This is a genomic window from Bradyrhizobium sp. USDA 3240, assembly GCF_054063295.1.
On the sequence record NZ_JBSSGD010000002.1, the window covers coordinates 6,127,058 to 6,148,099 of the forward strand.

Below are 21,042 nucleotides of genomic sequence, written 5' to 3' on the forward strand. Positions count from 1 at the left end.
CGTAGCCAGCAAGCCGCTCGGTGGAGCGCACGCCAGCCAAACCAGAAAAGCGATGATCGGGCTGGGGCTAGAATGGCTGACGGGGCTAGGGTTTCGCGCGCCTTGATGTTGGGTGCGTCGGTGTTTTCATTTTCGGCAGCGCTGCCGGCAAGCGGTTTGGCGCAAACCGCCGATGCGTCGGCTGCGCGTCCCGCGACCGAGCGGCCGAAGCAGGCCCAGCGCAAGCCGAAGCTTGCGGCCAACCCGCAGGCGGCGGCGTCATCTGCGATGAATGCGCGCGCGCAGATCGGCGCGGTGCCGGTGCAATCACTCGACACTATCACGGCGGTCGCCTCCAAGACCGAAGAGCGCGCGATCGACGCGCTGGCGCCGGTCAGTTCCGTCACGCTGGAGAAGATTCAGGGCCTGCAGCCGAACCGGGTGTCCGACATCTTCTATAACGTGCCCGGTGTCTCGTTCCAGGAGCGCGGCGACGATCCGGCGACCGTCGTCAACATCCGCGGCCTGCAGGACTTCGGCCGCGTCGCGGTCGTGGTCGACGGCGCGCGGCAGAACTATCAGCGCACCGGCCACAACGCCAACGGCTCCTTCTTCCTCGACCCCGAACTGATCGGCGGCGTCGACGTGGTGCGCGGCCCGACCGCGAATATCTACGGCTCCGGTGCGATCGGCGGCGTGGTCTCGTTCCGCACCAAGGATATCGATGATGTGGTGCGTCCCGGCGAGCGCTGGGGCGTCGACATGTCGGGTTCCTACGGCAGCAACAAGGACCGCGGCATGGGGTCGGTGTTCGGCGGCGTGCGCGCCGATCCGAACGTCGATGTGTTCGGCGGCGCGGTCTACCGCACCCAGAGCAACTACAAGGACGGCGCGGGCACCGAGATCGGCAACACCGGCAACGATATCGCGGCCGGCCTGATGAAGGTGACAATCCGCCCGGCCGAAGGCCACGAGTTCAAGATCGGCGGCGTCTTCCAGGACTACCAGTATAATATCGGTCAGCCGAACCGCGGCCCGACCACGACTGCGGCGCCGCTGGCCGCGATCGCGGGCTCCTCGGTCTATGCCTCCGATGCGAGGAACTACACGGGTACGCTGAGTTGGCGATATTCCAAGCCCGACGACATGCTGTTCGACTGGAACATCTCGGTCTACGGCAACCGCACCGACAACGACCAGGTCAAGACCTACAACAACCGCATCACGTCAGGCGGCGGCGTCTGCACGCTCGCCAATCCCGGCAACAATATCTCCGGCTGCGTCGGCGACAAGCGCGGCTATTCGCTCGACACCGTCGGCCTCGACGTCAACAACACCTCGCGGTTCAATTTCGGCGACTGGCGCAACGCCGTGACCTACGGCTTCGACGCCTTCCGCGACGATGTCGAGACCTTCGACTCGCGCGGCAATTCCAACATCACGACACCAGGCGGCCAGCGCACGGTGTCCGGCGGCTTCGTGCAGTTGAAGCAGAACTATTCGACCTGGCTCGAGCTCGTCAGTGCCGTTCGCTACGATCACTACGAGCTCACCTCGGTCAACACCACGACCAGCGGCGACCGGCTGTCGCCGAAGATCACGGTCGGCGTCACGCCGGTGGCCGGCTTCACGCCTTATGTGAGTTATGCCGAAGGCTATCGCGCGCCGTCGATCACCGAGACCCTGATCTCGGGCGGCCACGCCACCGGCGGCGGCCCGGCGCTGTTCAATTGCCCCGACGGCACCAGCGGCCTGTTCTGCTTCCTGCCCAACGCGGCGCTGCGGCCCGAGGTCGGCAAGAACAAGGAAGCCGGCATCAACCTGAAGTATGACGGCATCTTCACCGCGAATGATTCATTCCGCGGCAAGATCAACGTGTTCCACAACGACGTCGACGGCTATATCGACCTCGTCGCGTCGACGCCAACCACGACGCCGTTCGGACGCTTCAGCCAGTTCTACCAGTACCAGAACATCGCCCACGCCCGCATCGAAGGCTTTGAGCTCGAGACGATGTATGACGCGGGTGACTGGTTCGTTGGTGTCGCCGGCCACCTGATGCGCGGCCGGAACACCGCGACCAATGTCGGGCTTGCCACCATCACGCCGCGCAAGGTGACGACGACGGGCGGCGTCCGCCTGCTCGACCGCACGCTGATCATTGCCGCGCAATGGTCCTCGTTCGGCGCCAACAACGATCTGCCGGCGGGCTATCTGCCCTCGACCGGCTACGAGCTGGTCAACCTCTATCTGACCTGGAACGCCACCAAGGACATCACCTTCACGGCGTCTGTCGACAACCTCTTGAACCAGTACTACCGGCCCTATGCGATCCCGGGCTCGTCGAGCGACGGCACGACGCAGAACGACGTGCTGTTCTCGAGCCCCGGTCCGGGCACCGTCTACAAGGCCGGGTTGAAGATTCACCTAGGTGGAGCGTAACGCGACGAGCCGATCATTCCATCCAGGTTGCTCCGGCCGCGCTGGTGCCCCCAGCGCGGCTTTGGCGCGTTCATGATATCAACGAGATCAACCGGCAGGATCCAAGGCATCGTCCGAGGTATCCGCCGTCAAAACAGGAGAAGGCTTTCATGTTCATCGCAATGAACCGGTTTCAGGTGATCAAGGGCAAGGAACAGGCGTTCGAGACGGTCTGGAAGACCCGTGAATCCTATCTCGGCGATCTGCCGGGATTCATCGAGTTTCACCTCGTGAAGGGCCCCGAGGCCGAGGACCACACGCTCTATGCGACCCACACCGTTTGGGCCAGCAAGGCGGCGTTCGAGGACTGGACCAAGTCGGATGCGTTCCGCCGTGCCCATTCCCGCGCCGGCAACGAGACCGGCGGCAGCCTCTATCTCGGCCATCCCAGATTCGAAGGCTTTGAGGTGCTGATCACCGAGCGCGCCAAGAGCCCGGCGTGACGGAGGCGGCCGTGCAGAACGCGGAGCTTGCCGGGTTGAAGGCCTACATGGCCGACAATCCCGGCGCTGTGATCGAGGACGTCGCGCGCGAACGCAAGATGACGCCGCGTGCGGTGCTCGAGGCGTTACCCGACAGCATGGTGCGGATCGGCGCCGGCGAGTTCGCCGCCGCGATGCAGGACATCGCGGAATGGGGCGAGGTGACGCTGATCGTGCACACCGATGACGCGATTTTCGAGTTCACCGGCGCCATTCCGAAAGGCGAGGTGGGCCGCGGCTATTTCAACCTGATGCAGCCGAAGGGGCTGCACGGCCACCTCAGGCATGAGCGCTGTGCGGCGATCGCGTTCGTCGAGCGGCCCTTCATGGGCAAGGTGTCGGCCTTCATAGCCTTCATCAATCTCGACGGCGGCATCATGTTCAAGGTGTTCGTCGGCCGCGACGAGACGCGCGCGTTGCGCGGCGATCAGCTGGCGCGTTTCCACGCGCTGGCGGACCGCATCGCACCGAAAGCGAGCTGAGACCGACGAAGGACGGGAGGCGACCATGTCGCATCGCAGGCTTGGGCGACGCATCGGGATGGTGGCGGGCGCCATGTTCGGAATGCTGCCGGGCGCAAGCCTTGCCGCAGCCGACGCCGCGCTGTTGCCGCGCAACCTCTCGCCCTGGGGCATGTTCGAGAGTGCCGACATCGTCGTGAAGGCGGTGATGATCGGACTCGCCTTCGCCTCGCTCGTCACCTGGACGGTCTGGCTTGCCAAGACCATCGAGATCCGCCGCAAGACCACGCTTGCGCGGCAGCGGATCGGGCTGCTGGAGCGCGACACGCAGCTCGCCGAGGTCGAGCAGGCCAGCCGCGACGGCAGCGATGCGGTCGCACAGATCGTGCAGTCGGCGTCGCGCGAAGCCGCGCTCTCCGGCGGCATGTTCGACGACGGCTTCAAGGAGCGCATCGCGTTGCGGCTGGAGCGGGTCGAGGCGGTGATGTCGCGGCAGATCGCGCGTGGCACCGGCGTGCTCGCCACCATCGGCGCCACCGCGCCCTTCGTCGGCCTGTTCGGCACGGTGTGGGGTATCATGAATGCCTTCATCGGCATCTCCGAGGCACACACCACCAATCTCGCCGTCGTCGCGCCCGGCATTGCCGAGGCGCTGCTGGCGACCGCGCTCGGCCTCGTCGCCGCGATCCCGGCGGTCGTGATCTACAATCACCTGACGCGTTCGATCGCGGCCTACCGTGCGCTGCTCGGCGATGCCTCGGTCATGGTGATGCTGCTCGTGAGCCGCGAGAACGATCGCAGCCTGTTCCGGCTGGCACGCGCTGCGGAGTAGGCGATGGGCGCGAAGCTCGGTTCTGGCGGTGCATTCGGCGGCCGGCGTCGCGGCGACGACGATCTGGTCGAGGCGCATGAAATCAACGTCACGCCGTTCATCGACGTGATGCTGGTGCTGCTGATCATCTTCATGGTGGCGGCGCCGCTCGCGACTGTCGATCTCGGCGTCGATCTGCCGGCCTCGACCGCGGAGCCGCAGCCGCGGCCGGACAAGCCGGTATTCGTCACGGTGAAGCCCGACCTCTCGGTCGCGGTCGGCGAGGACGTGATCGCGCGCGACGCGCTGACCGCGACCCTTGATGGCGCGACGCAGGGCAAGAAAGACGAGCGCATCTTCCTGCGCGCCGACAAGGCCGTCAGCTATGGCGACCTGATGGAGGTGATGAACCTGTTGCGCAATGCCGGCTATCTCAAGATCGCGCTGGTCGGCCTCGACGGGCGAAGCTGATCTCGATGAACGTGTATGCGCTCCATGGTGCGGGCGACGATATCAGGCTGAGGCGGTGGAGCCTGTCGGCGCTCGCGATCCTGGCCGCGCATGCTGCGCTGATTGCGCTCGGCATCACATGGGTCTCGGTGCCGCCGCCGGGCGTCGCGGTGCCGGCCGTGCTGGTCGACCTGACGCCGATCACCTCGGCGCCGGCGATTTCCGAGACCGAGCTGCCGCCGGGCCCGGCGATGCAGGAGGCCGACGCGTCGCCGCCGGAGCCTGCCGCCGCGCGGCCCGTGCCGGAGGAGATCGCGCCGACGCCGCTGCAGGAGAAGCCCGAGGTGACGGCGCCGCCGGAGCAGAAGCAGCAGGCCACGCCGCCGAAGCCCGAGCCCGCAAAGGTCGTTCCGGAGCGGAAGCCCGAACCGATCAAGCCCAAGGTGGTCCGTCGCGAGGCCAAGAAGCCGTCCGAGGCGACGCCGGCGCCGCGCACCAGCGCGCCCAGCCGGGCCGAGCGCCAGGCGCCGGCGGCATCCGCGATCAGCGCCGGCGCAGCGGCGTCGGCGATCGCGGCTTACAACGCACGTGTCCGCGCCCATCTGCTGCGTTTCCATTCCTATCCCGCCGGCGGCAACGGCCAGCGCGGGGTTGTCCGCCTAGTGTTCACGCTCGGTCGTGGCGGGCAGGTGCTGTCGAGCCATCTCGGCGGCTCCTCCGGCAATCCGACCTTCGATGCGCGGGCGTTGGCGATGGTGCGCCAGGCCCAGCCGTTTCCGGCGTTTCCATCCGAGGTCACGCAGGGCTCGATGGGCTTCAGCGTGCCGGTCGCGTTTGTGCCAAGGTAGCGTCCGATACTCTTGACGGGTGATCTCGCTATCCCGTCATCCTGAGGAGCGCGCAGCGCGTCTCGAAGGATGCACGGCCCGGCTGGTGGCCGTTCATCCTTCGAGGCTCGCTCCGCGCTCCTCAGGATGACGGTGACAGACTGAGTTCGCTTCGACCGATGCCCCCGCTACTCCTTCACAGCCCCCGTCAGCGACGACACGTAGTAGTCGACGAACAGCGAGTAGAACAGCGCGACCGGCAGCGAGCCGAGCAGGGAGCCGGCCATCAGCGCGCCCCACTGGTACACGTCGCCGGTGATGAGCTCGGTCAGGATCGCGACCGGCACGGTCTTGTTGGCGCCGCTCTGGATGAAGGCGAGCGCGTAGATGAACTCGTTCCAGGACAGCGTGAAGGAGAAGATGCCGGCCGAGATCAGGCCGGGCACCGCGAGTGGCAGCGTGATCCGCCACAGGATCTGCAGCCGCGTCGCGCCGTCGACCAGCGCGCATTCCTCGAGCTCGTAGGGGATCGACTTGAAATAGCCGATCAGCAGCCAGGTGCAGAACGGCACCAGGAAGGTCGGATAGACCAGGATCAGCGCCAGCGGTGAATCGAACAGGCCGAACTGCACGATGACGGTGGCGAGCGGAATGAACAGGATCGACGGCGGCACCAGATAGGCGAGATAGATGCCGAGCCCGACATAGGGGCTGCCGCGGAAGCGCAGTCTCTCGATCGCGTAGGCGGCAAGCGTCGAGGCAAACAGCGACAGGAAGGTCGAGCCGATCGCGACCAGCATGGTGGTCTTCAGCCAGCGCGGATACGAGGTGTCGAACAACAGATGCTTGACATGCGCGAGCGTCGGCGAGGTGATCCAGAACGGATTGTGCTCCTTGTAGTTCAGGAGCTCCGCGTTCGGCTTGAACGAGGTGATCGCCATCCAGTAGAATGGGAACAGCAGGATCAGGATGAAGCAGGCGAGCGGCAGATAGATCATCACCACGCGCCGGGCGCCGGAGTCCCACGACATCGTGTCCGGTGCGGCGCGCGCGACGTTGGAGGCTGCCACGTCAGTCATTGGCTTCTCCCTGCTGCCATTTGCGCCGCGCGAGGCCGAAATAGCTGAACAACGTCGCGAACACCAGGAACGGGATCATCGAGACCGCAATCGCAGCACCTTCGCCGAGTTCGCCGCCGGCGATGCCGCGCTGGAACGCCAGCGTTGCGAGCAGATGGGTCGAGTTGACCGGGCCGCCGCGGGTGATGGCGTAGACCAGCTGGAAATCGGTGAAAGTGAAGATGATCGAGAACGTCATCACGATCGCCAGGATCGGCATCATCATCGGGAAGGTGATGTAGCGGAAGCGCTGCCAGGAGGTGGCGCCGTCGAGCATCGCTGCCTCATAGAGCGAGGGCGAGATGGTCTGCAGCCCGGCCAGCAGCGAGATCGCGACGAACGGGATGCCGCGCCAGATGTTGGCTGCGATCAGCGAGAACCGCGCCGGCCAGGGCGAGCCGAGGAAGTCGACATTGCTGTCGCGCAGGTGCAGCACGTCGACCAGCAGATAGGAAATGATCGAGAACTGCGGATCGTAGATCCACCAGAATGCCAGTGCGGAGAGCACCGTCGGCACGATCCACGGCAGCAGCACGATGGCGCGGATCAGGCTCTTGAACGGGAAATGGTTGTTGAGCAGCAGCGCCAGCCAGAAGCCGAGCGCGAACTTTCCGAAGGTTGCGACCGCGGTATAGAAGATCGAGTAGAACACCGCGTTCCACCACAAGGGATCCTTGAGCAGATACTGGAAATTCTCGAGCCCGATATAGATGCCGCGCTGGCCGATCGTGGTGTCGGTGAAGGCGAGCCAGATGCCGAGGCCGAGCGGATAGGTGAGGAACACCAGCAGCAGGCCGATCGCGGGCGCCAGGCACATCACGATCAGGAACGGCTTGTAGTCGAACAGCCGCACGAGCCGGCCCGGCTGGCGCAGCACTCGTGCCCGTGAAGGGAGTGTCGTTACAGACATTGAATGCTCGTCAGCTGCCGTCATTGCGAGGAGCGAAGCGACGAAGCAATCCGTTCGCTCGTGTTACTATGGATTGCTTCGCTTCGCTCGCAATGACGGTTGGTCCAGATCCACGGTTCAATGACCGCCGTTACCGGCCCTGCCGCCGGAAGTACCGCTTGGCGCGCTGCTCGGCTTCCGCGGCCGCGGCTTCCGGCGTTGCCGCGTCGGTCGCCACCGAGGCGCACATCTGCACCAGCACATAGTCGGCGGTGACGGCGCCGGTCGCGGTCGAGATCGGCCCCTTGTAGCCGTTGTAATAGGGGCTCTTCATCGTGTCCTTGAAGATCGCGACCTTGGGATCGCCCGACCACACCGCAGCGTCCGCGTAGGCCGCAAGCGGCTGCGACCAGTAGCCGGAGTTGGCGTTGAGCCACGGCTCGTACTGCTCCTTCTCCAGCATGAATTTCAGGAACGCCTTCGCCGCGTTGGGATACGGGCTGTGCTTGAACGCCATCGCATTCAGAGTCAGGCCCGACATCGGCGAAGTCGATGCCAATCCCCTGGGCAGGAGCTGATGCTCGGTGTCGTCGGCGACCGCCTTGGTCGCGGGATCGTTCTTCAGCGAGAAATACAGCGAGACGCCGTTGGCGGTCAGGCCGATTTCCTGCGACGAGTAGGCGCGGTTGTTGGAGACGTCGTTCCAGGACGGCGTGCCGGAGATGAAGGTCGGATAGAGCTCCTTCAAATATTTCAGCGCCGCGATCGTCTCCTTGCTGTTGACGATGATATTGCCTTCCTCATCGAGCAGCGCTGCGTTGTGCGACCACAACAGCCAGTTGGCGAAGCCGTTGCCGTCGCCGACGGCGTTGCCGAGCGCGAAGCCCGCCGGCTTGCCGGCCGTCTTCAGCTTCTTGCAGAGTTCGAGAATGCCGGCGTGGTCTTCCGGCACCTTGTCGAAGCCGGCCGCGTTGACCAGCGACTTGCGGTAGACCAGCGGGCCGCCCGAGGCGCCGAACGGCAGGCCGATCCAGCTCTTCGACTTCGAGCGCATGCCGTAGCGGCGCGCCAGCGTCAGCCATCCGCCGTAGCGTTTGTCGAGATAATCGGCGACGTCGGTCAGTTCGATCAGCTTGTCGATATAGATGTGTGGCGCGTCGCCGAAGCCGATGATGATGTCGGGGCCGGCGCCGGAATTCGAGGTCACCGCGGTCTGCTGATTGATGTCTTCCCAGCCGACGAAGTCGACCTTGACCTCGACGCCGGTCTTGTCGGTGAACTTCTTGGCATTGGCGCGGAACACGTCTTCGTCGGCCTGCACGAAGCGCACCGGCCGCAGCATGCGCAGGGTCGCCCCCTTCTCGATCGGCAGCGACGGCGCCGTCACGTCGGCAGCCTTCACCTTCGACGCTTCCTGCGCCGAAGCGCCGGTGATTGCCAGTGCCGCCGCGGAAGCTCCCAGCGCCAGCGCGTCGCGACGCGTGACCTCGTACGTCATGTCGTTTGCACTCCCTGCCTCTATTGTTCCTTCCCGGCGTTGGCCGCCGGTGAAGGGTCTTGTTGTCACGACGCCCATCGTGCGAAGGGCTCGTATCGTCGGTGACACGAGCCTTCGTGCGAAGCGTGTCGCCCGCCTCAGCTGTTCGGACCGCGATCCATGCTGACGGGTTGCCAGCGGCGCAGCGCGGTGTCTTGCAGCACCGACGGGTTGACGCAGCTTACCGGCCACATGCCTTGCAGCACTAGTGACAATTCGTAGCCCACCCGACGCTTGCGCGCCTCGTCAAAACGTGCCGATGCCGAGGCGACATGAGCGGTCAAGGTAACATTGTCCATCCCGAGCATCGGATTGTTGTGGGACGGCGGCTCCTTCTCCAGCACGTCGAGCGCGGCGTGGGCGATCCAGCCCTCCTGCAGTGCCTTGATCAGCGATTCCTCATCGACGGTGGCGCCGCGGCCGGTGTTGATGAAGATGGCCGACTTTTTCATCTGACGAAAATGCTTCTCGGTCAGCATGTGATGCACTTCGGGCCGCGCCGGCGCGTGCATCGAGACGAAATCGGATTGCGACAGCACCTCCGACAGCGTCGAGGGAATCACGCCGTGGTCGTACATCAGCGTTTCCTGGATGAAGGGATCGTAGGCCACCATCCTGAGGCCGAACGGCGCGGCGCGCTTGGCCACCGCGCGGGCGACGCGGCCGAACGAGATGAAGCCGAGCGTCTGGCCCATCAGCCGTGGAATCTTCAAGAGCGCCGGGCGGCCCTCGGCCCAGCGGCCTGAGCGCACCATCTTGTCCTGCTCGATCAGGCGGCGGAAGCCGGCGAGCAGCAGCATCATGGCGTGGTCGGCAACTTCCTCGATGAAGGTGTCGGGGATGTTGGTGACCGGGATGCCGCGGGCGGTCGCGGCCTTGACGTCGACCGAGTCGACGCCGACGCTGCCGAGCGTAATCACCTTGCAGTTCTCGAGCGCATCGATCACCGCCTTGGTGATCGGCATGCCCTTGGCGTAGATCGCGTCCGCGGTGCGGGCGGCGGCGATGAATTCGGCCTCGTTGGCCGGTGCCTCGACGATTTCGGCGCCGATCGGATCGAGCGCCTCCCGCTCATAGTCATAGCCGCCGCCGGCGACCGTGAAGCTCGCACCCTTCGGCGTCACCACCCTGAATTTCGACATTGTCTGCTCCCGATTGAGGTCTTCTGTTCTTGCTTCTTGCTGGTCTGCTTCTTGATGTTCTTGATTCCCGGAGCGCGGCCTGGATCACCGCTGTCCCTACTTCTACGCGAGCGGCGCCGGTCTCTCCACAATTGCCGGTTGGTCCGCGGCCCGATTCTCCGGGCTTCTACGGGGAACCTCCGTAACCATCAGGTAAAGGGTCTCACATTACGGTGAGCGGAATCAATCCGCCTATCGCGTCGCGTTCCCCGCCTCTTCTGGAGATCCCCGTGAAGCTGTCAAATCTGAAGATCACCCCCAAGCTCGGCATTCTGGTGGGGGTGACCCTCCTCGGTCTGTGCACGGCCGGCATCCTCGCCGGTCAGCTGATGCAGCGTGAGATGACAAATGCTCGCATCGACCAGGCCAAGGCCATGGTCGAGATGGCGAAGAACATGGCAGCGAGCCTGAAGAAGGATGTCGACGCCGGAAAGTTGACCAAGGAAGCGGCACTGGCCGAGTTGGGTAAGCGCGGCAACGCGATGACCTACGATAATGGCTCGGGCTATTTGTTCGGCACCGACTACAACGGCATCACGGTGCTGGCACCCGATCCGAAGCAGGTTGGCACCAATCGGATGGACGTCGTGACCAATGGCCGCAAGCTCTCGCAGGAGCTGATGGACGGCGTGAAGGCCAAGGGCGACATTCTGCTGTTCTATGAATACGTGAAGCCGGGTCAGGAGACACCGATCCGAAAGCTTGGTTACGCGGTCGCAGTGCCCGGCTTCGACATGTATCTCGGCACCGGCGCCTATCTCGACGATATTGACGCCAAGATGCGTCCCATTGCCTGGTTGCTCGGGCTCGCGATCCTCGGCATCGGCATCATCTCGAGTTCGGTTGCCTGGCTGATCGGGCGCAGCATCTCCCGGCCGCTCAACCTGCTGGGCTCCCGCATGCGCGACATCGCCGACGGCAAGCTCGACGGCGACATCCCCGGCGTCGGCCGCGGCGATGAGGTCGGCGGCATGGCGGCGACCGTGCAGATCTTCAAGGACAATGCGATCCGCATCCGCGGCCTCGAGCAGGCCGAGGCCGAGACGCAGGCGCGCGCCACCGCCGAACGGCGGAGCGCGATGCAGGGCCTTGCCAGCGATTTCGAGCGCAGCGTGAACGGCATCGTCCGCACGGTGGCCTCCGCCGCCGCCGGCATGCAGACCACGGCGCAGTCGATGACCGCAACCGCCAGCGACGCCAGCGCGCGGGCCGCGACCGTGGGTGCTGCATCCGATTCTGCCTCCAACAATGTCGGCACCGTCGCCGCAGCGGCCGAGGAGCTCTCCAGCTCTGTTGCGGAAATCTCGCGCCAGGTGGCGCGTTCCAGCGAGGTCGCAAGCCAGGCGGTGGCCGATGCCGAGCGCACCAACGCGACCGTGCAGGCGCTCTCCACCGGCGCCGAGAAGATCGGCGAGGTGGTCAAGCTGATCCACTCGATCGCAGCGCAAACCAATCTGCTCGCGCTCAACGCCACCATCGAGGCGGCGCGCGCCGGCGAATCCGGCCGCGGCTTCGCGGTGGTCGCCTCCGAGGTGAAGGCGCTGGCCAACCAGACCGCGAAGGCGACCGAGGAGATCTCGGCGCAGGTCGCCGCGATGCAGGCCTCCACCGGCGAGGCGGTGACCTCGATCGGCGGCATCACCGCAACCATCGCGCAGATGAGCGAGATCACGGCCTCGATCTCGACTGCGATCGACCAGCAGGGCGATGCGACGCGCGAAATCGCGCGCAACATTCAGCAGGTCGCAGCCGGCTCGAGCGAGATCTCCGCCCATATCGGCGGCGTCACCACCGCGGCCGCCGCCACCGGCACCGCGGCCGGCGACGTGCTGTCGAATGCGCGCGAGCTCGACACCCAGTCCGGCATGCTGCGCAACGCAGTCGACGAGTTCCTGCAGAAGGTACGTGCGGCGTAACGATCGCGTAGGGTGGGTTAGCTAGCGAAGCGCAACCCACCCTGCGCATTCCACGACTGTGACGGAATTGACAGGCTTCGCAGGGGCGCGCCGCCAAAAATATCGAAAACAACCCCATGCAAAGTAGCCGGTGACAGCCGGCGTGCGCCCAGCCAACTTGACACGTCGGGCAAATCAGTGTCACATTTCTAATATTCCGAAATCGGCCGTAGGCGACGCTACGATCCCGCCGGGAAGACCTGCGCGACGTGAAACGCCTTGGTGGTGATGAGCCACCTGCCGTCGATCCGATGAAACACGAGATGGTCGATGAAGCCGGTTTGGCCGGCCCTGACGCGCACCTTGGCGATGACGAGATCAGACGCGGTCTGGTCGATGCTGATGATGGCCTCCTCGCGCGGCGACTTCATCGACGCCGGCGAGGGACGGCTGCGGATGAAGTCGCGGAATTCAGCGGCCGACCGCACGGTGTGCTTGCCGTCCCGGATGCCGTGCACGATGCAGGCATCGGAGAAGACGTCGCGGAACCGGCTGTCGTCGACGTCATACATCAGGTTGAAATATCCATCGATTGCGGATGCGATGGCCTGGATGTCGCTCATTGCAAAATCTCCGTAGCGGACGATGTGGGGTGGCCTCACCGGATCGAACCGGTGATCTGCGCCGACAGTGGCCGATATGGCGGCGGAGTGCTACGACTGGGCGGTCATCTCTTGGATGACTGAGAGGCATCGGCATGGACGAAGTTGACGGCCGGCTGGTTGGCGGCCTGGTGGTTCTCGCGGCGCTGGCGGATGCGCGCAGTTTCGGCCGGGCCGCCGAACGGCTCGGCATGACGCAATCCGGCGTCAGCAAGGCAATCGCCAAGCTCGAGGCGCGCCTCGATGCCAGGCTGGTTCACCGCACGAGCCGCGCCGTCGAGCTCACCGAGGAAGGACGCGCGCTGTGCGAGCGCGTTGCCGCGCATCTGGCCGGGATCGGCGAGGCGGCGGCGGAGACCTCGAAATCGCGCGATGCAGTGCGCGGCAGGCTGCGGGTCAATGTCGACCCGCTGTTCTCGCGCATGGTGCTGTCGCCGAAGCTGAGCGAGTTCCTGCTGCAGAATCCAGGCATGGAGCTGCGTATCGAGACCCGCGATCGGATCGCGGATCTGGTCAGCGACGGTTTTGATCTGGCGGTGCGTTTCGGCGAGCCGGCGCCGTCGGCGCTGATTGCACGCCGCGTCCTCGATGCGCGCGTGCTTACCGTGGCCTCGCCGATCTATCTCGAACGACACGGCCGGCCGCTTGATCCGCGGGAGCTCGCGAGCCGCGACCATCAGTGCATCCAGGCAATCGACGCGGCGACCGGGCGTCCGTTCGATTGGGAGTTTTGGCGCGGCGGCGAGGTCGTGCCGGTCGCGGTCAACGGGCGGCTCACCGTGACCGATGCAGGAACCAAGCTCGGCGCCTGCCTGGCCGGCTTCGGCATCGCGCAGGTGATCGATCTCGGCCTCGACGATCACCTGCGGAGCGGCGCGCTGGTCGAGCTGTTTCCGGACTGGCCCGATGAGCGCTTTCCGCTCTACGTCTATTACGCCTCGCGTAACCACGTGCCGGCCAAGGTGAGGCGGTTTATCGACTTCATCACGGACGCGCTGGTGGCAAAGCCGCATGCGCCCCGCAAATCCGCCGGCATGCGCAAGGCAGGCTAGCCGCATCCGCGGCGTCGGCTAACCCTTCGCGGATCCTTGCCGTGAGGCGATGATGACGCCGGCGAGCACCAGCGCGTAGCCGATCAGATGAAACGGCGCGAGCGTCTCGCCGAGCAGCAGGATCGCCATCGCCGAGCCGAACACCGGCACCAGATGGAAGAACGGCGCCGCGCGGTTCGGTCCGATCAGCGCGACGCCGCGGTTGAAGAACAGATAGGCGAGCGTGGACGGGAAGATCAGCACATAGGCGAGCGTCGCGCCGGTCAGCAGGTCGAACTTCAGCGTCACGCCGTTGGCGAATTCCCAAATCGCCACCGGGAGCAGCATCAGCGCGCCGCAGCAGGTGGTGAACGAGATCAGCGAGAGCTGATGGATTTTCGGCCGCCGCGGGATCAGCGCCGAATACAGCCCGAACGACACCAGCGAGGCGCCGAACATGATGTCACCGCGGTTGAAGCTGATGCTGGCGAGCGCCGAGAAGTCGCCGCGCAGGATGATGGTCAGCACACCCGCCAGCGAGATCGCGATGCCGGCAAGCTGCGCCGGCGTCAGCCGGACGCCGAACAGGATCAGCGACCACAGCGCCACGAACAGCGGCCCCGCCGACTGGATCAGCAGCGCGTTCAACGCCTCGGTATATTGCATCGCCCAGTAGGAGATCGCGTTGTTGAACGCGAAGCCGACGGCGGACAACAGCAGCATCAGCGGCAGCGCCCTGCGCAGCTTTGGCCAGTCCTCCTTCAGGTGCGGCCAGGCGAACGGCAGCAGGATCAGGAACACGCCGAACCAGCGGATCGTGGTCAGCGTGACCGGCGGCACATGGCTGCCGACATGCCGCGCCAGCACGATATTGGCGGCCCAGAACAGCGACGTCAGGCTGAGCAGCAGATAGGGCTGGTTGTTGAGCCAGTGCAGCGGCGAGCGGCGTGGGGTTGTGGCTGGGGCGGGCAAGGCGGTCATTATCTGGCGGATGTTGTGCCCGAATCCGCCGCCGCCACAAGACGAAAGAGCGGATTGGAGCCATGCGTACTCACACCGGTTGTCGTTCGCGGCGTTGCGACAGCTCGCTTCCGTCATCCTGAGGTGCGAGCGGAGCGAGCCTCGAAGGATGCACGGCCCGGCTGGTGGCCGTCGCCCCTTCGAGACGCGCGTGCCGCGCTCCTCAGGGTGACGGTGATGGGTTCACCTGCGCGGCCTCCAACCTACTTCTGCGGTCCCGACAGCGAGATGTCGCGCTCGGCGCGAAAGACGTTGCCGTAGAGATTGGCGATCCATTGCCGTCCGCTGGAGGTGATGTTGAGGTGGCGGATCGCCTTCTGCACGTGCGGCGCGACGCTGTCCCAGTAGAAGCGCGGATAGAGGTCGACGAGATCGGCCGGCGAATCGTAGCCGAGCTGGCGGTTCAGTCCAGCCTCCTCGAATTCGAGGTACAGCGCGTTGGCCTTGCGAATGTAGTGGGGATCGCCGAGCTGGCCGATCAGGTCGGCGGCCCGCAGCAGGATGGCCTCCTCGCCGAACTCCTCATTGCCATCAGGCGCGCTCTGCGGAAAGCGGGTGCCCTCTATGGCGCGCGCGATGCGCTCCTTGTCGAGGAGGGCGACGCCCTTGAGCCGCTCCATCACGAAGATCTTCGAGCGGTCGACATGATAGGACATCAGCGCCGCATCCGACGAGCCGCGCGGCAGGATCACCTTGCGGCCGTCGGCTGCGACCAGATAGCCATTGTGGTCGTCGGCATCGAACAGGCCGCGCACATAGCCGATGTCATGGGTGAGGCAGGCGACGATGACATGCGCATAATCCTCGGCGCTCATGTGCGAGTGCAGCGCGCGGCCGCGCAGGATGGCGTGGCCGGCCAGGGTCACCAGCATGGTGTGCTCGACATTGTGATAGAGCGCGTCGCTGTTGCCGATGCATTCGATCGCGATCCGCGCGATCGAGGGCACCATCTCGACCAGCTGGGTCTGCGAAGAGCCGAACCGGCGCTGCATGTATTCGCCGAGGAATTTGCCGAGCGCGTCGGCCGCAAGTTCGGGAAGGGTCATCACGGCATTGACCTCCGAGATTGGGCGGTGAGCTTACGGCCTGCCAGCATTTCAGGGTAGTCCCGCGATGTGACATAATCGTTGCGGCCGGACCGACCCGGCGCGGGACGGGAGCTGGTGGATGGGCGTCGATCTCTTGAACGTCAAAGGCTTGAGCGAGCTGGACCAAGAGGCTCCGGTCGTGATGGTCAACCTGATGCGGTTTCGCCAGCGGTCACTCGACGGCGACGGCTCGGGCTGGGATGCCTATCTGCGCTACAGCGCGCTCACCGTCCCCATGATCAAGGCGCGCGGCGGCACGCTGCTCTGGACCGGCGGCGCCGAGACGGTCGCGCTGGGTGAGCCGGCCGGCCAGCGCTGGGATTACCTCGCGCTGGTCTACTACCCGAGCGTCGCTGATTTCCTCGACATGATGACCTCGGCCGATTACGAGACCCGCTGCGACCCGCATCGCCGCAACGGCTGCGAGGAGCACGTCATCATCGCGACGCGCGAGGCCTACAGCAAGTTTAGGGTTGGGTGAGGGGGAGCGTGAACTTTTCCCGAGGCCTCGCCTTCAAGTCTATCACCGTCACCCTGAGGTGGCCGCTTCTTCAGCGGCCCTCGAAGGGTCGACGGCCCGACTGTGGCCGATTCATCCTTCGAGACGCCGCTTCGCGGCTCCTCAGCGACTGTGTTCTTCGTCAAGCGGGTTGCCATGGTTTTTGGTCCCTGAGCATGGCGTTGAGGGTGGTGAGAACTTTGCGCGCAACGGCGCTGAGGGCGACCATCTTGGGCTTACCAGCGGTCACCAGGCGCCGATAGAAGACCTTGAGCTGCGGATGGTATCGGCTGGCCGACAGAGCGGCCATGTAGAGCCCGGCGCGCAGCTTGGCTCTTCCGCCGCCGATCATGCTCTTGCCCTTCCAGCGGCCCGACTGGCGGGTGAACGGGGCAAGACCGGCGAGGCTCGCGATCTGGCGCCGATTGAGTGCGCCGAGCTCCGGCACCTCGGCAAGGAAGGTCCGCGCGAGGGTGTTGCTCACGCCAGGAAAGCTGACCAGCAGTTCCTCCTTAGCGCGCCAGACTGGCGAGCCGCGCACCAGCGTGTCGATGTCGTTGTCGATCTCCGGCAGCTCCTTCTCGAGGACCTTGATATGGCGGGCAAGGCTCTTGCGGACGCGGACATTCTCGGCCCGCTTCTCGCGCTGACGCTCGGCAACGATCATCTCGATGATCTGCCGTCGGCGACTGACCAGTTCAGCCAGCAGCCGGGCTTCCTGATCCGGCATGGCACGTGGCTCCGGCTTTACGGCCTCGACAAACCGCGCGATGACTGCCGCATCGATCGGGTCCGTCTTGGCACGCTGACCAACCGCCTGCGCGAAGTGCCGGATCTGGGCCGGATTGACCACCACCAGCGGCAGCTGAGCGCCCGCCAGCGCAGCAGCGACGATGGTCTCGAAGCCGCCGGTTGCCTCCACCGCAATCAGCGCTGGCGAGATCACCTGCAAGCGCGCAACGAGCTCTTCCAAGCCTTTGCCGTCACGCGCCACGGCAAAGGCTTCCCCGCTCGGACGCACATGCACGTCCAGCCGGTCCTTCGACACATCAATGCCAACGTAGATCGCGTCCATCTGCACCCCTCCTTGCGCAACCGGGCTCGCCAGGCGGCCCTCGCGACTGTTCGGGTTCAATGGAACAACGGACGGGGCGCCGCGCTGAGGATCGGGCTTCAAAGCCCTGGGATGAAGCGGTCTCCCGTCCGCTACCGCACCGGACACTCTATCCGATCCGGCGATTCGAGACTTACAAGGATGACGGGTTTGCTAGCGGCGCAAGGGCCGCGCGGCAGGCCGCCTGCACCACGCGGCAGACCTCATCCCTTGATCGTCCCGCGCTCAGCGAGGCAAAAGTCGGATAGCTCGTCAGTGCGAAGATCAGGTCGACGGCATCCTTGCGGGCCTGCGGCGATGCGCCCTTGCCCGCGATGCGGTCGATCAATGTGGTGACGCCGCGGCGGCGGCGCTCGTTGCGCTCGCGCAGGGCCTCGGCGAATTCGGGATCGGTCGCCATCGCGTCGTGCAGGCGGGCGACCGCGGAATCGCGGCTCCAGAAGCCGCAGAAGATCTCGACCATGCGGTCGAGCGCAGCGCACGGATCGGCCATCGCCATGGCGTCGGCGAGCTGGTGCAGCCCGCCATGACGCGCGATCTCGTCGAACACGGCTTCCAGCAGCCCGCGCCGCGAACCGAACTGGTTGTAGACCGTCAGCCGCGTCACGCCGGCGGCCTTCGCCACCGTATCAAGCGAGAAGCGCGCAATGCTCGCGCCTTCGCGCAGCGTGCGCGAGGCCGCCTCGATCACGCGCTCGCGGGTCTCGGCGGCGGCCGCGCTGCGCGCGGGGCTCACATAGCTGCGCGACGGCATCGGTTGGCCTTGCTTTCGTCGGATTGACTATACATTATGTATATCTAATTATCAATGCCCAGTTGGAGCGAGATCATGCAGACCGTCCTCATCATAGCCCTGTCCCTTCACGTCCTGTCATCGGTGTTTTGGGCCGGCTCCAGCTTCACTTTGGCGCGCACCGGCGGCCTCGGAGGCGAAAAGCTGCTGGTCCCGCAAATCGGCGCGGCGACGGTTGCGATCGTCACCGGCACCACGCTGTGGCGCCTGGTCCATGAAGGTTCGTTCGCATTGTCGGAGCAGATCCTGGCGGGTGGCGCGATCGCAGCGCTGGCAGCCGTTGCCGTGCAGATCATCGTCGGCGGCGGTGCGGTCAGGCAACTGCGTAATGGCGCGACCGATACGTCAGCTGCACGCTCGCAGTTGGCGGTCGCCCAGCGCATCGCAGCCGGGCTGCTCGCGATCACCGCGCTCTGCATGGGCGCGGCGCGCTACGCCTGATGATTTCTTACCTCTCCCGCTTGCGGGGTCGAGACGAGCGAAGCTCGCTCTTAGGTCGCTATGCCCGAAGGGCGCAGCGGGTGGGGGCTCTCGCCACACAACGACTCTCTCGCGAGCAGAGATACCCCCACCCTAACCCTCCCCCGCAAGCGGGAGAGGGGACGTAGTCCCGTTGCGGATGCAATCGTCTCAGAACTTCCGCACCAGGTCCGGGGTGATCTCTTTGATGCTGCGGATGCCGAGCAGTGCGAGGTCGCGGTCGATCTCGGCGTGCAGCAGCGAGATCGCGCGCGCTACGCCAGCTTCGCCCGCGACCACGGCGCCATAGAGGAACGGACGGCCGATCCAGACGAAATCGGCACCGAGCGCGAGCGCCTTGATCACGTCGGTGCCGCGGCGGATGCCGCCGTCCACCATCACGGTCATATCGCCCTTCTGCGCCGCGATCTCCGGCAGCGTGCGCAAGCCCGAGACGGTGTAGTCGAGCTGCCGGCCGCCATGGTTGGAGACCATCACGCCGTCGCAGCCGTGCTCGCGCGCCAGCCGCGCGTCCTCCGGCGAGATCAGCCCCTTGACCACGAGCTTGCCGGGCCAGCGCTTGCGGATCAGCTCGACGTGTTTCCAGGCGAGCTGATCGCGGCTGCCGATGTTGCGCATCAAGTTCTTGGACAACACCGGCGGCCCCCGCTTGGCGTCCATGTTCTCGAAATGCGGCATGCCGTGATTGAACACGGTGCGCGCCCAGGTGTTCAGCAGCCAGTCCGGATGGGTGATGGTGTCCCAGAACACCCGGGGCGTGATCTCGAGCGGCACCTGGAAGCCGTTGCGGATGTTGTTCTCGCGGTTGGGCGGCACCGGCACGTCGGCGGTAACGACGAAGGTGTCGTAGCCGGCCGCCGCGACGCGATCGACCAGCGGTTCGATGCGCTCGGGAAGCCCGGCGAGATAGGCCTGGTACCAGGCCTGCTGATTGGCGGCGCGGACGTCCTCCAGCGTAATCAGCGAGGAGGCCGAGAGGATCATCGGGACATTGGCCGCGGCCGCGGCGCGCGCCAGCACGATGTCGCCGCGATAGGCGCACAGCGCGGATGAGCCCATCGGCGGGATCCCGAACGGCGAGGCGTAGCTCTTGCCGAACAGCGTCGTGGTCTGGTCGCGGCCGGAGACGTCCTTCAGCACGCGCGGCACGAAGCCGTATTCGTCGAATGCCCGGCGATTATCTGACCGCGCCGCGTCGGTCTCGGCGCCGCCGGAGATGTAGCCGTAGAGGAATTTCGGCAACAGCCGCCGCGCTTGCGGCTCGAAATCGTCGAGCGTGAGATAGCGCCGCAAATGCCGGGGCACGGCGCTTGCCGCGCGGTTGACGGTTGCGGGAGGCGGGGAGAGCGCTGCGGTCCGGTCGTGCACGTTGGGCGTTTCCGTCGTTCTTGGTTCTTGGTTGGAGCGCGAGGCTAGCGCCTGCCGCCGCGCCCGACAATCTTCTCGTTGAACTGGTTGACGGACTGGCTGACGTCGCTGAGCGTCTTGCGGGTCTCGGCGATCATGGTGCCGGACTTCTTGTCGAAACTCTGGATCAGCTCGCGCAGCGAGATCACGGTCGGCAGCAACTCGCCACCATATTTGTCGCTGCCGAAGCTCTTCAGGAACTTGTCGGCCGAGGTCAGCTTGGCGTCGACAGTGCTGATGCCGTCGTCGGCGGCATCGATGAAGCCCGCGATCAGCTCGCCATTGCCGGACAGCGAGTTGGTGAAGTTCTCGAGCCCGAGCAGCGAGTCCTTGATGTCGGCCTGGTTCTCGGTGATGACGCGATCGACATTGCGCAGCGCGACCCGCAGCTTCTCCTGGATGCCCATGGTGCCTTCGGGATCGGCGGTCAGCTCGGGAATGCCGTCGGCGCCGAGCGGCGGCGGTGGGGCTTCGTCGGTGCCGCCGGTGAAGGAGATCGCGGCGATCCCGGTCAGGCCCTGGAATTCGAGACCGGCCTGGGTGTCCTTCTTGATCGGGGCGTTGCCCTCGATCCGCGTCATCGCCACCACGCGGTGACGGTCGAGCCTGATCGAGACCACCTCGCCGATCCGCACGCCGGCGAAGTTGACGCTGGCGCCGCGGCGCAGGCCGGAGGCCGAGCCCTCGAACACGACGCGGAACGGCACCATCCGCTTGATGCCGGCATAGCGCTGATAGCCCAGCCAGCCGCCGAGCGAGCCGGCGATCAAAGCGAGCGTCAGGGTGCCGATCACGAGATTGCTGGCGCGCGCCATGCGTTTGGGGACCTGTCCGCGA

21 protein-coding genes are annotated in these 21,042 nt (G+C 65.6%); 10 read left to right on the top strand and 11 right to left on the bottom strand.

The window, feature by feature from the left end:
- The first annotated feature begins 72 nt into the window (after positions 1-72).
- The 6 genes from ACVIGA_RS29585 to ACVIGA_RS29610 all read left to right on the top strand — a co-directional run bounded on the left by ACVIGA_RS29585 (position 73) and on the right by ACVIGA_RS29610 (position 5,512).
- A complete protein-coding gene (locus ACVIGA_RS29585; protein ID WP_456668786.1) occupies positions 73-2,421 on the top strand; it encodes a TonB-dependent hemoglobin/transferrin/lactoferrin family receptor in 2,349 nt (782 codons plus the stop codon).
- A gap of 149 nt (positions 2,422-2,570) precedes the next feature.
- Positions 2,571-2,903 carry an antibiotic biosynthesis monooxygenase family protein gene (locus ACVIGA_RS29590; protein ID WP_097673166.1) on the top strand — a complete coding sequence of 111 codons (333 nt, stop codon included), beginning with the start codon at positions 2,571-2,573 and terminating at the stop codon, positions 2,901-2,903.
- A gap of 47 nt (positions 2,904-2,950) precedes the next feature.
- Positions 2,951-3,424: a heme utilization cystosolic carrier protein HutX gene (hutX, locus tag ACVIGA_RS29595; RefSeq protein WP_456670912.1), complete on the top strand. Its 474-nt coding sequence runs from the start codon at positions 2,951-2,953 to the stop codon at positions 3,422-3,424.
- Positions 3,425-3,497: 73 nt separating this feature from the next.
- Positions 3,498-4,235, top strand: a complete 738-nt coding sequence (gene exbB, locus ACVIGA_RS29600) for a tonB-system energizer ExbB (protein WP_456670913.1) — start codon at positions 3,498-3,500, stop codon at positions 4,233-4,235.
- A gap of 3 nt (positions 4,236-4,238) precedes the next feature.
- Positions 4,239-4,685 carry a TonB system transport protein ExbD gene (gene exbD, locus ACVIGA_RS29605; RefSeq protein WP_375778828.1) on the top strand — a complete coding sequence of 149 codons (447 nt, stop codon included), beginning with the start codon at positions 4,239-4,241 and terminating at the stop codon, positions 4,683-4,685.
- Positions 4,686-4,690: 5 nt separating this feature from the next.
- The gene (locus ACVIGA_RS29610; protein ID WP_223969704.1) at positions 4,691-5,512 is read left to right on the top strand and encodes an energy transducer TonB family protein; all 822 of its coding nucleotides are present in this window, start codon (positions 4,691-4,693) and stop codon (positions 5,510-5,512) included.
- Between the two features lie 167 nt (positions 5,513-5,679).
- Here ACVIGA_RS29610 and ACVIGA_RS29615 read toward each other — a convergent pair whose 3' ends face one another.
- The 4 genes from ACVIGA_RS29615 to ACVIGA_RS29630 form a co-directional block, all read right to left on the bottom strand.
- On the bottom strand, positions 5,680-6,522 hold the full coding sequence (locus ACVIGA_RS29615; protein ID WP_298379720.1) for a carbohydrate ABC transporter permease: 843 nt from the start codon (positions 6,520-6,522) through the stop codon (positions 5,680-5,682).
- A gap of 40 nt (positions 6,523-6,562) precedes the next feature.
- Positions 6,563-7,519, bottom strand: a complete 957-nt coding sequence (locus ACVIGA_RS29620) for a carbohydrate ABC transporter permease (RefSeq protein ID WP_223969703.1) — start codon at positions 7,517-7,519, stop codon at positions 6,563-6,565.
- Positions 7,520-7,649: 130 nt separating this feature from the next.
- The gene (locus ACVIGA_RS29625; protein ID WP_456668787.1) at positions 7,650-8,996 is read right to left on the bottom strand and encodes an ABC transporter substrate-binding protein; all 1,347 of its coding nucleotides are present in this window, start codon (positions 8,994-8,996) and stop codon (positions 7,650-7,652) included.
- Positions 8,997-9,133: 137 nt separating this feature from the next.
- On the bottom strand, positions 9,134-10,177 hold the full coding sequence (locus tag ACVIGA_RS29630) for a C-terminal binding protein (RefSeq protein WP_212316156.1): 1,044 nt from the start codon (positions 10,175-10,177) through the stop codon (positions 9,134-9,136).
- 269 nt (positions 10,178-10,446) lie between these two features.
- Between ACVIGA_RS29630 and ACVIGA_RS29635 the strand changes: the two genes are divergently transcribed.
- Positions 10,447-12,132 (top strand): methyl-accepting chemotaxis protein, encoded by a 1,686-nt coding sequence (locus tag ACVIGA_RS29635; protein WP_223969700.1) that lies wholly within the window; start codon positions 10,447-10,449, stop codon positions 12,130-12,132.
- A gap of 218 nt (positions 12,133-12,350) precedes the next feature.
- On the opposite strand, the gene ACVIGA_RS29640 is transcribed toward ACVIGA_RS29635, so the two are convergent.
- On the bottom strand, positions 12,351-12,734 hold the full coding sequence (locus tag ACVIGA_RS29640; protein ID WP_456668788.1) for a nuclear transport factor 2 family protein: 384 nt from the start codon (positions 12,732-12,734) through the stop codon (positions 12,351-12,353).
- A 134-nt stretch (positions 12,735-12,868) separates the two neighbouring features.
- Between ACVIGA_RS29640 and ACVIGA_RS29645 the strand changes: the two genes are divergently transcribed.
- On the top strand, positions 12,869-13,825 hold the full coding sequence (locus ACVIGA_RS29645) for a LysR family transcriptional regulator (RefSeq protein ID WP_456668789.1): 957 nt from the start codon (positions 12,869-12,871) through the stop codon (positions 13,823-13,825).
- Positions 13,826-13,843: 18 nt separating this feature from the next.
- Here ACVIGA_RS29645 and ACVIGA_RS29650 read toward each other — a convergent pair whose 3' ends face one another.
- Both ACVIGA_RS29650 and ACVIGA_RS29655 read right to left on the bottom strand, forming a co-directional pair.
- Positions 13,844-14,785, bottom strand: coding sequence for a DMT family transporter (locus ACVIGA_RS29650; protein ID WP_456668790.1), 942 nt, complete (start codon positions 14,783-14,785; stop codon positions 13,844-13,846).
- Between the two features lie 242 nt (positions 14,786-15,027).
- Complete coding sequence (locus tag ACVIGA_RS29655) at positions 15,028-15,873, bottom strand: HD domain-containing protein (protein WP_223969696.1); 846 nt, start codon at positions 15,871-15,873, stop codon at positions 15,028-15,030.
- 118 nt (positions 15,874-15,991) lie between these two features.
- Here ACVIGA_RS29655 and ACVIGA_RS29660 point away from each other — a divergent pair, with 118 nt between their 5' ends.
- Complete coding sequence (locus tag ACVIGA_RS29660; protein ID WP_456668791.1) at positions 15,992-16,393, top strand: DUF1330 domain-containing protein; 402 nt, start codon at positions 15,992-15,994, stop codon at positions 16,391-16,393.
- A 160-nt stretch (positions 16,394-16,553) separates the two neighbouring features.
- Here the strand turns inward: ACVIGA_RS29660 and ACVIGA_RS29665 are convergent, their stop codons facing one another.
- Both ACVIGA_RS29665 and ACVIGA_RS29670 read right to left on the bottom strand, forming a co-directional pair.
- Entirely contained in the window at positions 16,554-17,486 is a 933-nt protein-coding gene (locus ACVIGA_RS29665) for an IS110 family RNA-guided transposase (RefSeq protein WP_456668792.1), read from the bottom strand.
- 172 nt (positions 17,487-17,658) lie between these two features.
- Complete coding sequence (locus ACVIGA_RS29670) at positions 17,659-18,279, bottom strand: TetR/AcrR family transcriptional regulator (protein ID WP_456668793.1); 621 nt, start codon at positions 18,277-18,279, stop codon at positions 17,659-17,661.
- A 75-nt stretch (positions 18,280-18,354) separates the two neighbouring features.
- Here ACVIGA_RS29670 and ACVIGA_RS29675 point away from each other — a divergent pair, with 75 nt between their 5' ends.
- Complete coding sequence (locus ACVIGA_RS29675) at positions 18,355-18,759, top strand: hypothetical protein (protein ID WP_223969693.1); 405 nt, start codon at positions 18,355-18,357, stop codon at positions 18,757-18,759.
- A 189-nt stretch (positions 18,760-18,948) separates the two neighbouring features.
- Here the strand turns inward: ACVIGA_RS29675 and ACVIGA_RS29680 are convergent, their stop codons facing one another.
- Complete coding sequence (locus ACVIGA_RS29680) at positions 18,949-20,103, bottom strand: alpha-hydroxy acid oxidase (RefSeq protein WP_456670914.1); 1,155 nt, start codon at positions 20,101-20,103, stop codon at positions 18,949-18,951.
- Positions 20,104-20,210: 107 nt separating this feature from the next.
- Positions 20,211-21,020: an MlaD family protein gene (locus tag ACVIGA_RS29685; RefSeq protein WP_456668794.1), complete on the bottom strand. Its 810-nt coding sequence runs from the start codon at positions 21,018-21,020 to the stop codon at positions 20,211-20,213.
- Positions 21,021-21,042 lie beyond the last annotated feature (22 nt).

Coding starts and splice junctions, on each gene's coding strand:
- exbD (WP_375778828.1), top strand. CDS start 4,239: ATGGGCGCGAAGCTCGGTTCTGGCGGTGCATTCGGCGGCCGGCGTCGC.
- ACVIGA_RS29625 (WP_456668787.1), bottom strand. CDS start 8,996: ATGACGTACGAGGTCACGCGTCGCGACGCGCTGGCGCTGGGAGCTTCC.
- ACVIGA_RS29685 (WP_456668794.1), bottom strand. CDS start 21,020: ATGGCGCGCGCCAGCAATCTCGTGATCGGCACCCTGACGCTCGCTTTG.
- ACVIGA_RS29640 (WP_456668788.1), bottom strand. CDS start 12,734: ATGAGCGACATCCAGGCCATCGCATCCGCAATCGATGGATATTTCAAC.
- ACVIGA_RS29615 (WP_298379720.1), bottom strand. CDS start 6,522: ATGTCGTGGGACTCCGGCGCCCGGCGCGTGGTGATGATCTATCTGCCG.
- ACVIGA_RS29645 (WP_456668789.1), top strand. CDS start 12,869: ATGGACGAAGTTGACGGCCGGCTGGTTGGCGGCCTGGTGGTTCTCGCG.
- ACVIGA_RS29620 (WP_223969703.1), bottom strand. CDS start 7,519: ATGTCTGTAACGACACTCCCTTCACGGGCACGAGTGCTGCGCCAGCCG.
- ACVIGA_RS29590 (WP_097673166.1), top strand. CDS start 2,571: ATGTTCATCGCAATGAACCGGTTTCAGGTGATCAAGGGCAAGGAACAG.
- ACVIGA_RS29670 (WP_456668793.1), bottom strand. CDS start 18,279: ATGCCGTCGCGCAGCTATGTGAGCCCCGCGCGCAGCGCGGCCGCCGCC.
- exbB (WP_456670913.1), top strand. CDS start 3,498: ATGTTCGGAATGCTGCCGGGCGCAAGCCTTGCCGCAGCCGACGCCGCG.
- ACVIGA_RS29585 (WP_456668786.1), top strand. CDS start 73: ATGGCTGACGGGGCTAGGGTTTCGCGCGCCTTGATGTTGGGTGCGTCG.
- ACVIGA_RS29650 (WP_456668790.1), bottom strand. CDS start 14,785: ATGACCGCCTTGCCCGCCCCAGCCACAACCCCACGCCGCTCGCCGCTG.
- ACVIGA_RS29665 (WP_456668792.1), bottom strand. CDS start 17,486: ATGGACGCGATCTACGTTGGCATTGATGTGTCGAAGGACCGGCTGGAC.
- ACVIGA_RS29660 (WP_456668791.1), top strand. CDS start 15,992: ATGGGCGTCGATCTCTTGAACGTCAAAGGCTTGAGCGAGCTGGACCAA.
- ACVIGA_RS29610 (WP_223969704.1), top strand. CDS start 4,691: ATGAACGTGTATGCGCTCCATGGTGCGGGCGACGATATCAGGCTGAGG.
- ACVIGA_RS29630 (WP_212316156.1), bottom strand. CDS start 10,177: ATGTCGAAATTCAGGGTGGTGACGCCGAAGGGTGCGAGCTTCACGGTC.
- ACVIGA_RS29675 (WP_223969693.1), top strand. CDS start 18,355: ATGCAGACCGTCCTCATCATAGCCCTGTCCCTTCACGTCCTGTCATCG.
- hutX (WP_456670912.1), top strand. CDS start 2,951: ATGGCCGACAATCCCGGCGCTGTGATCGAGGACGTCGCGCGCGAACGC.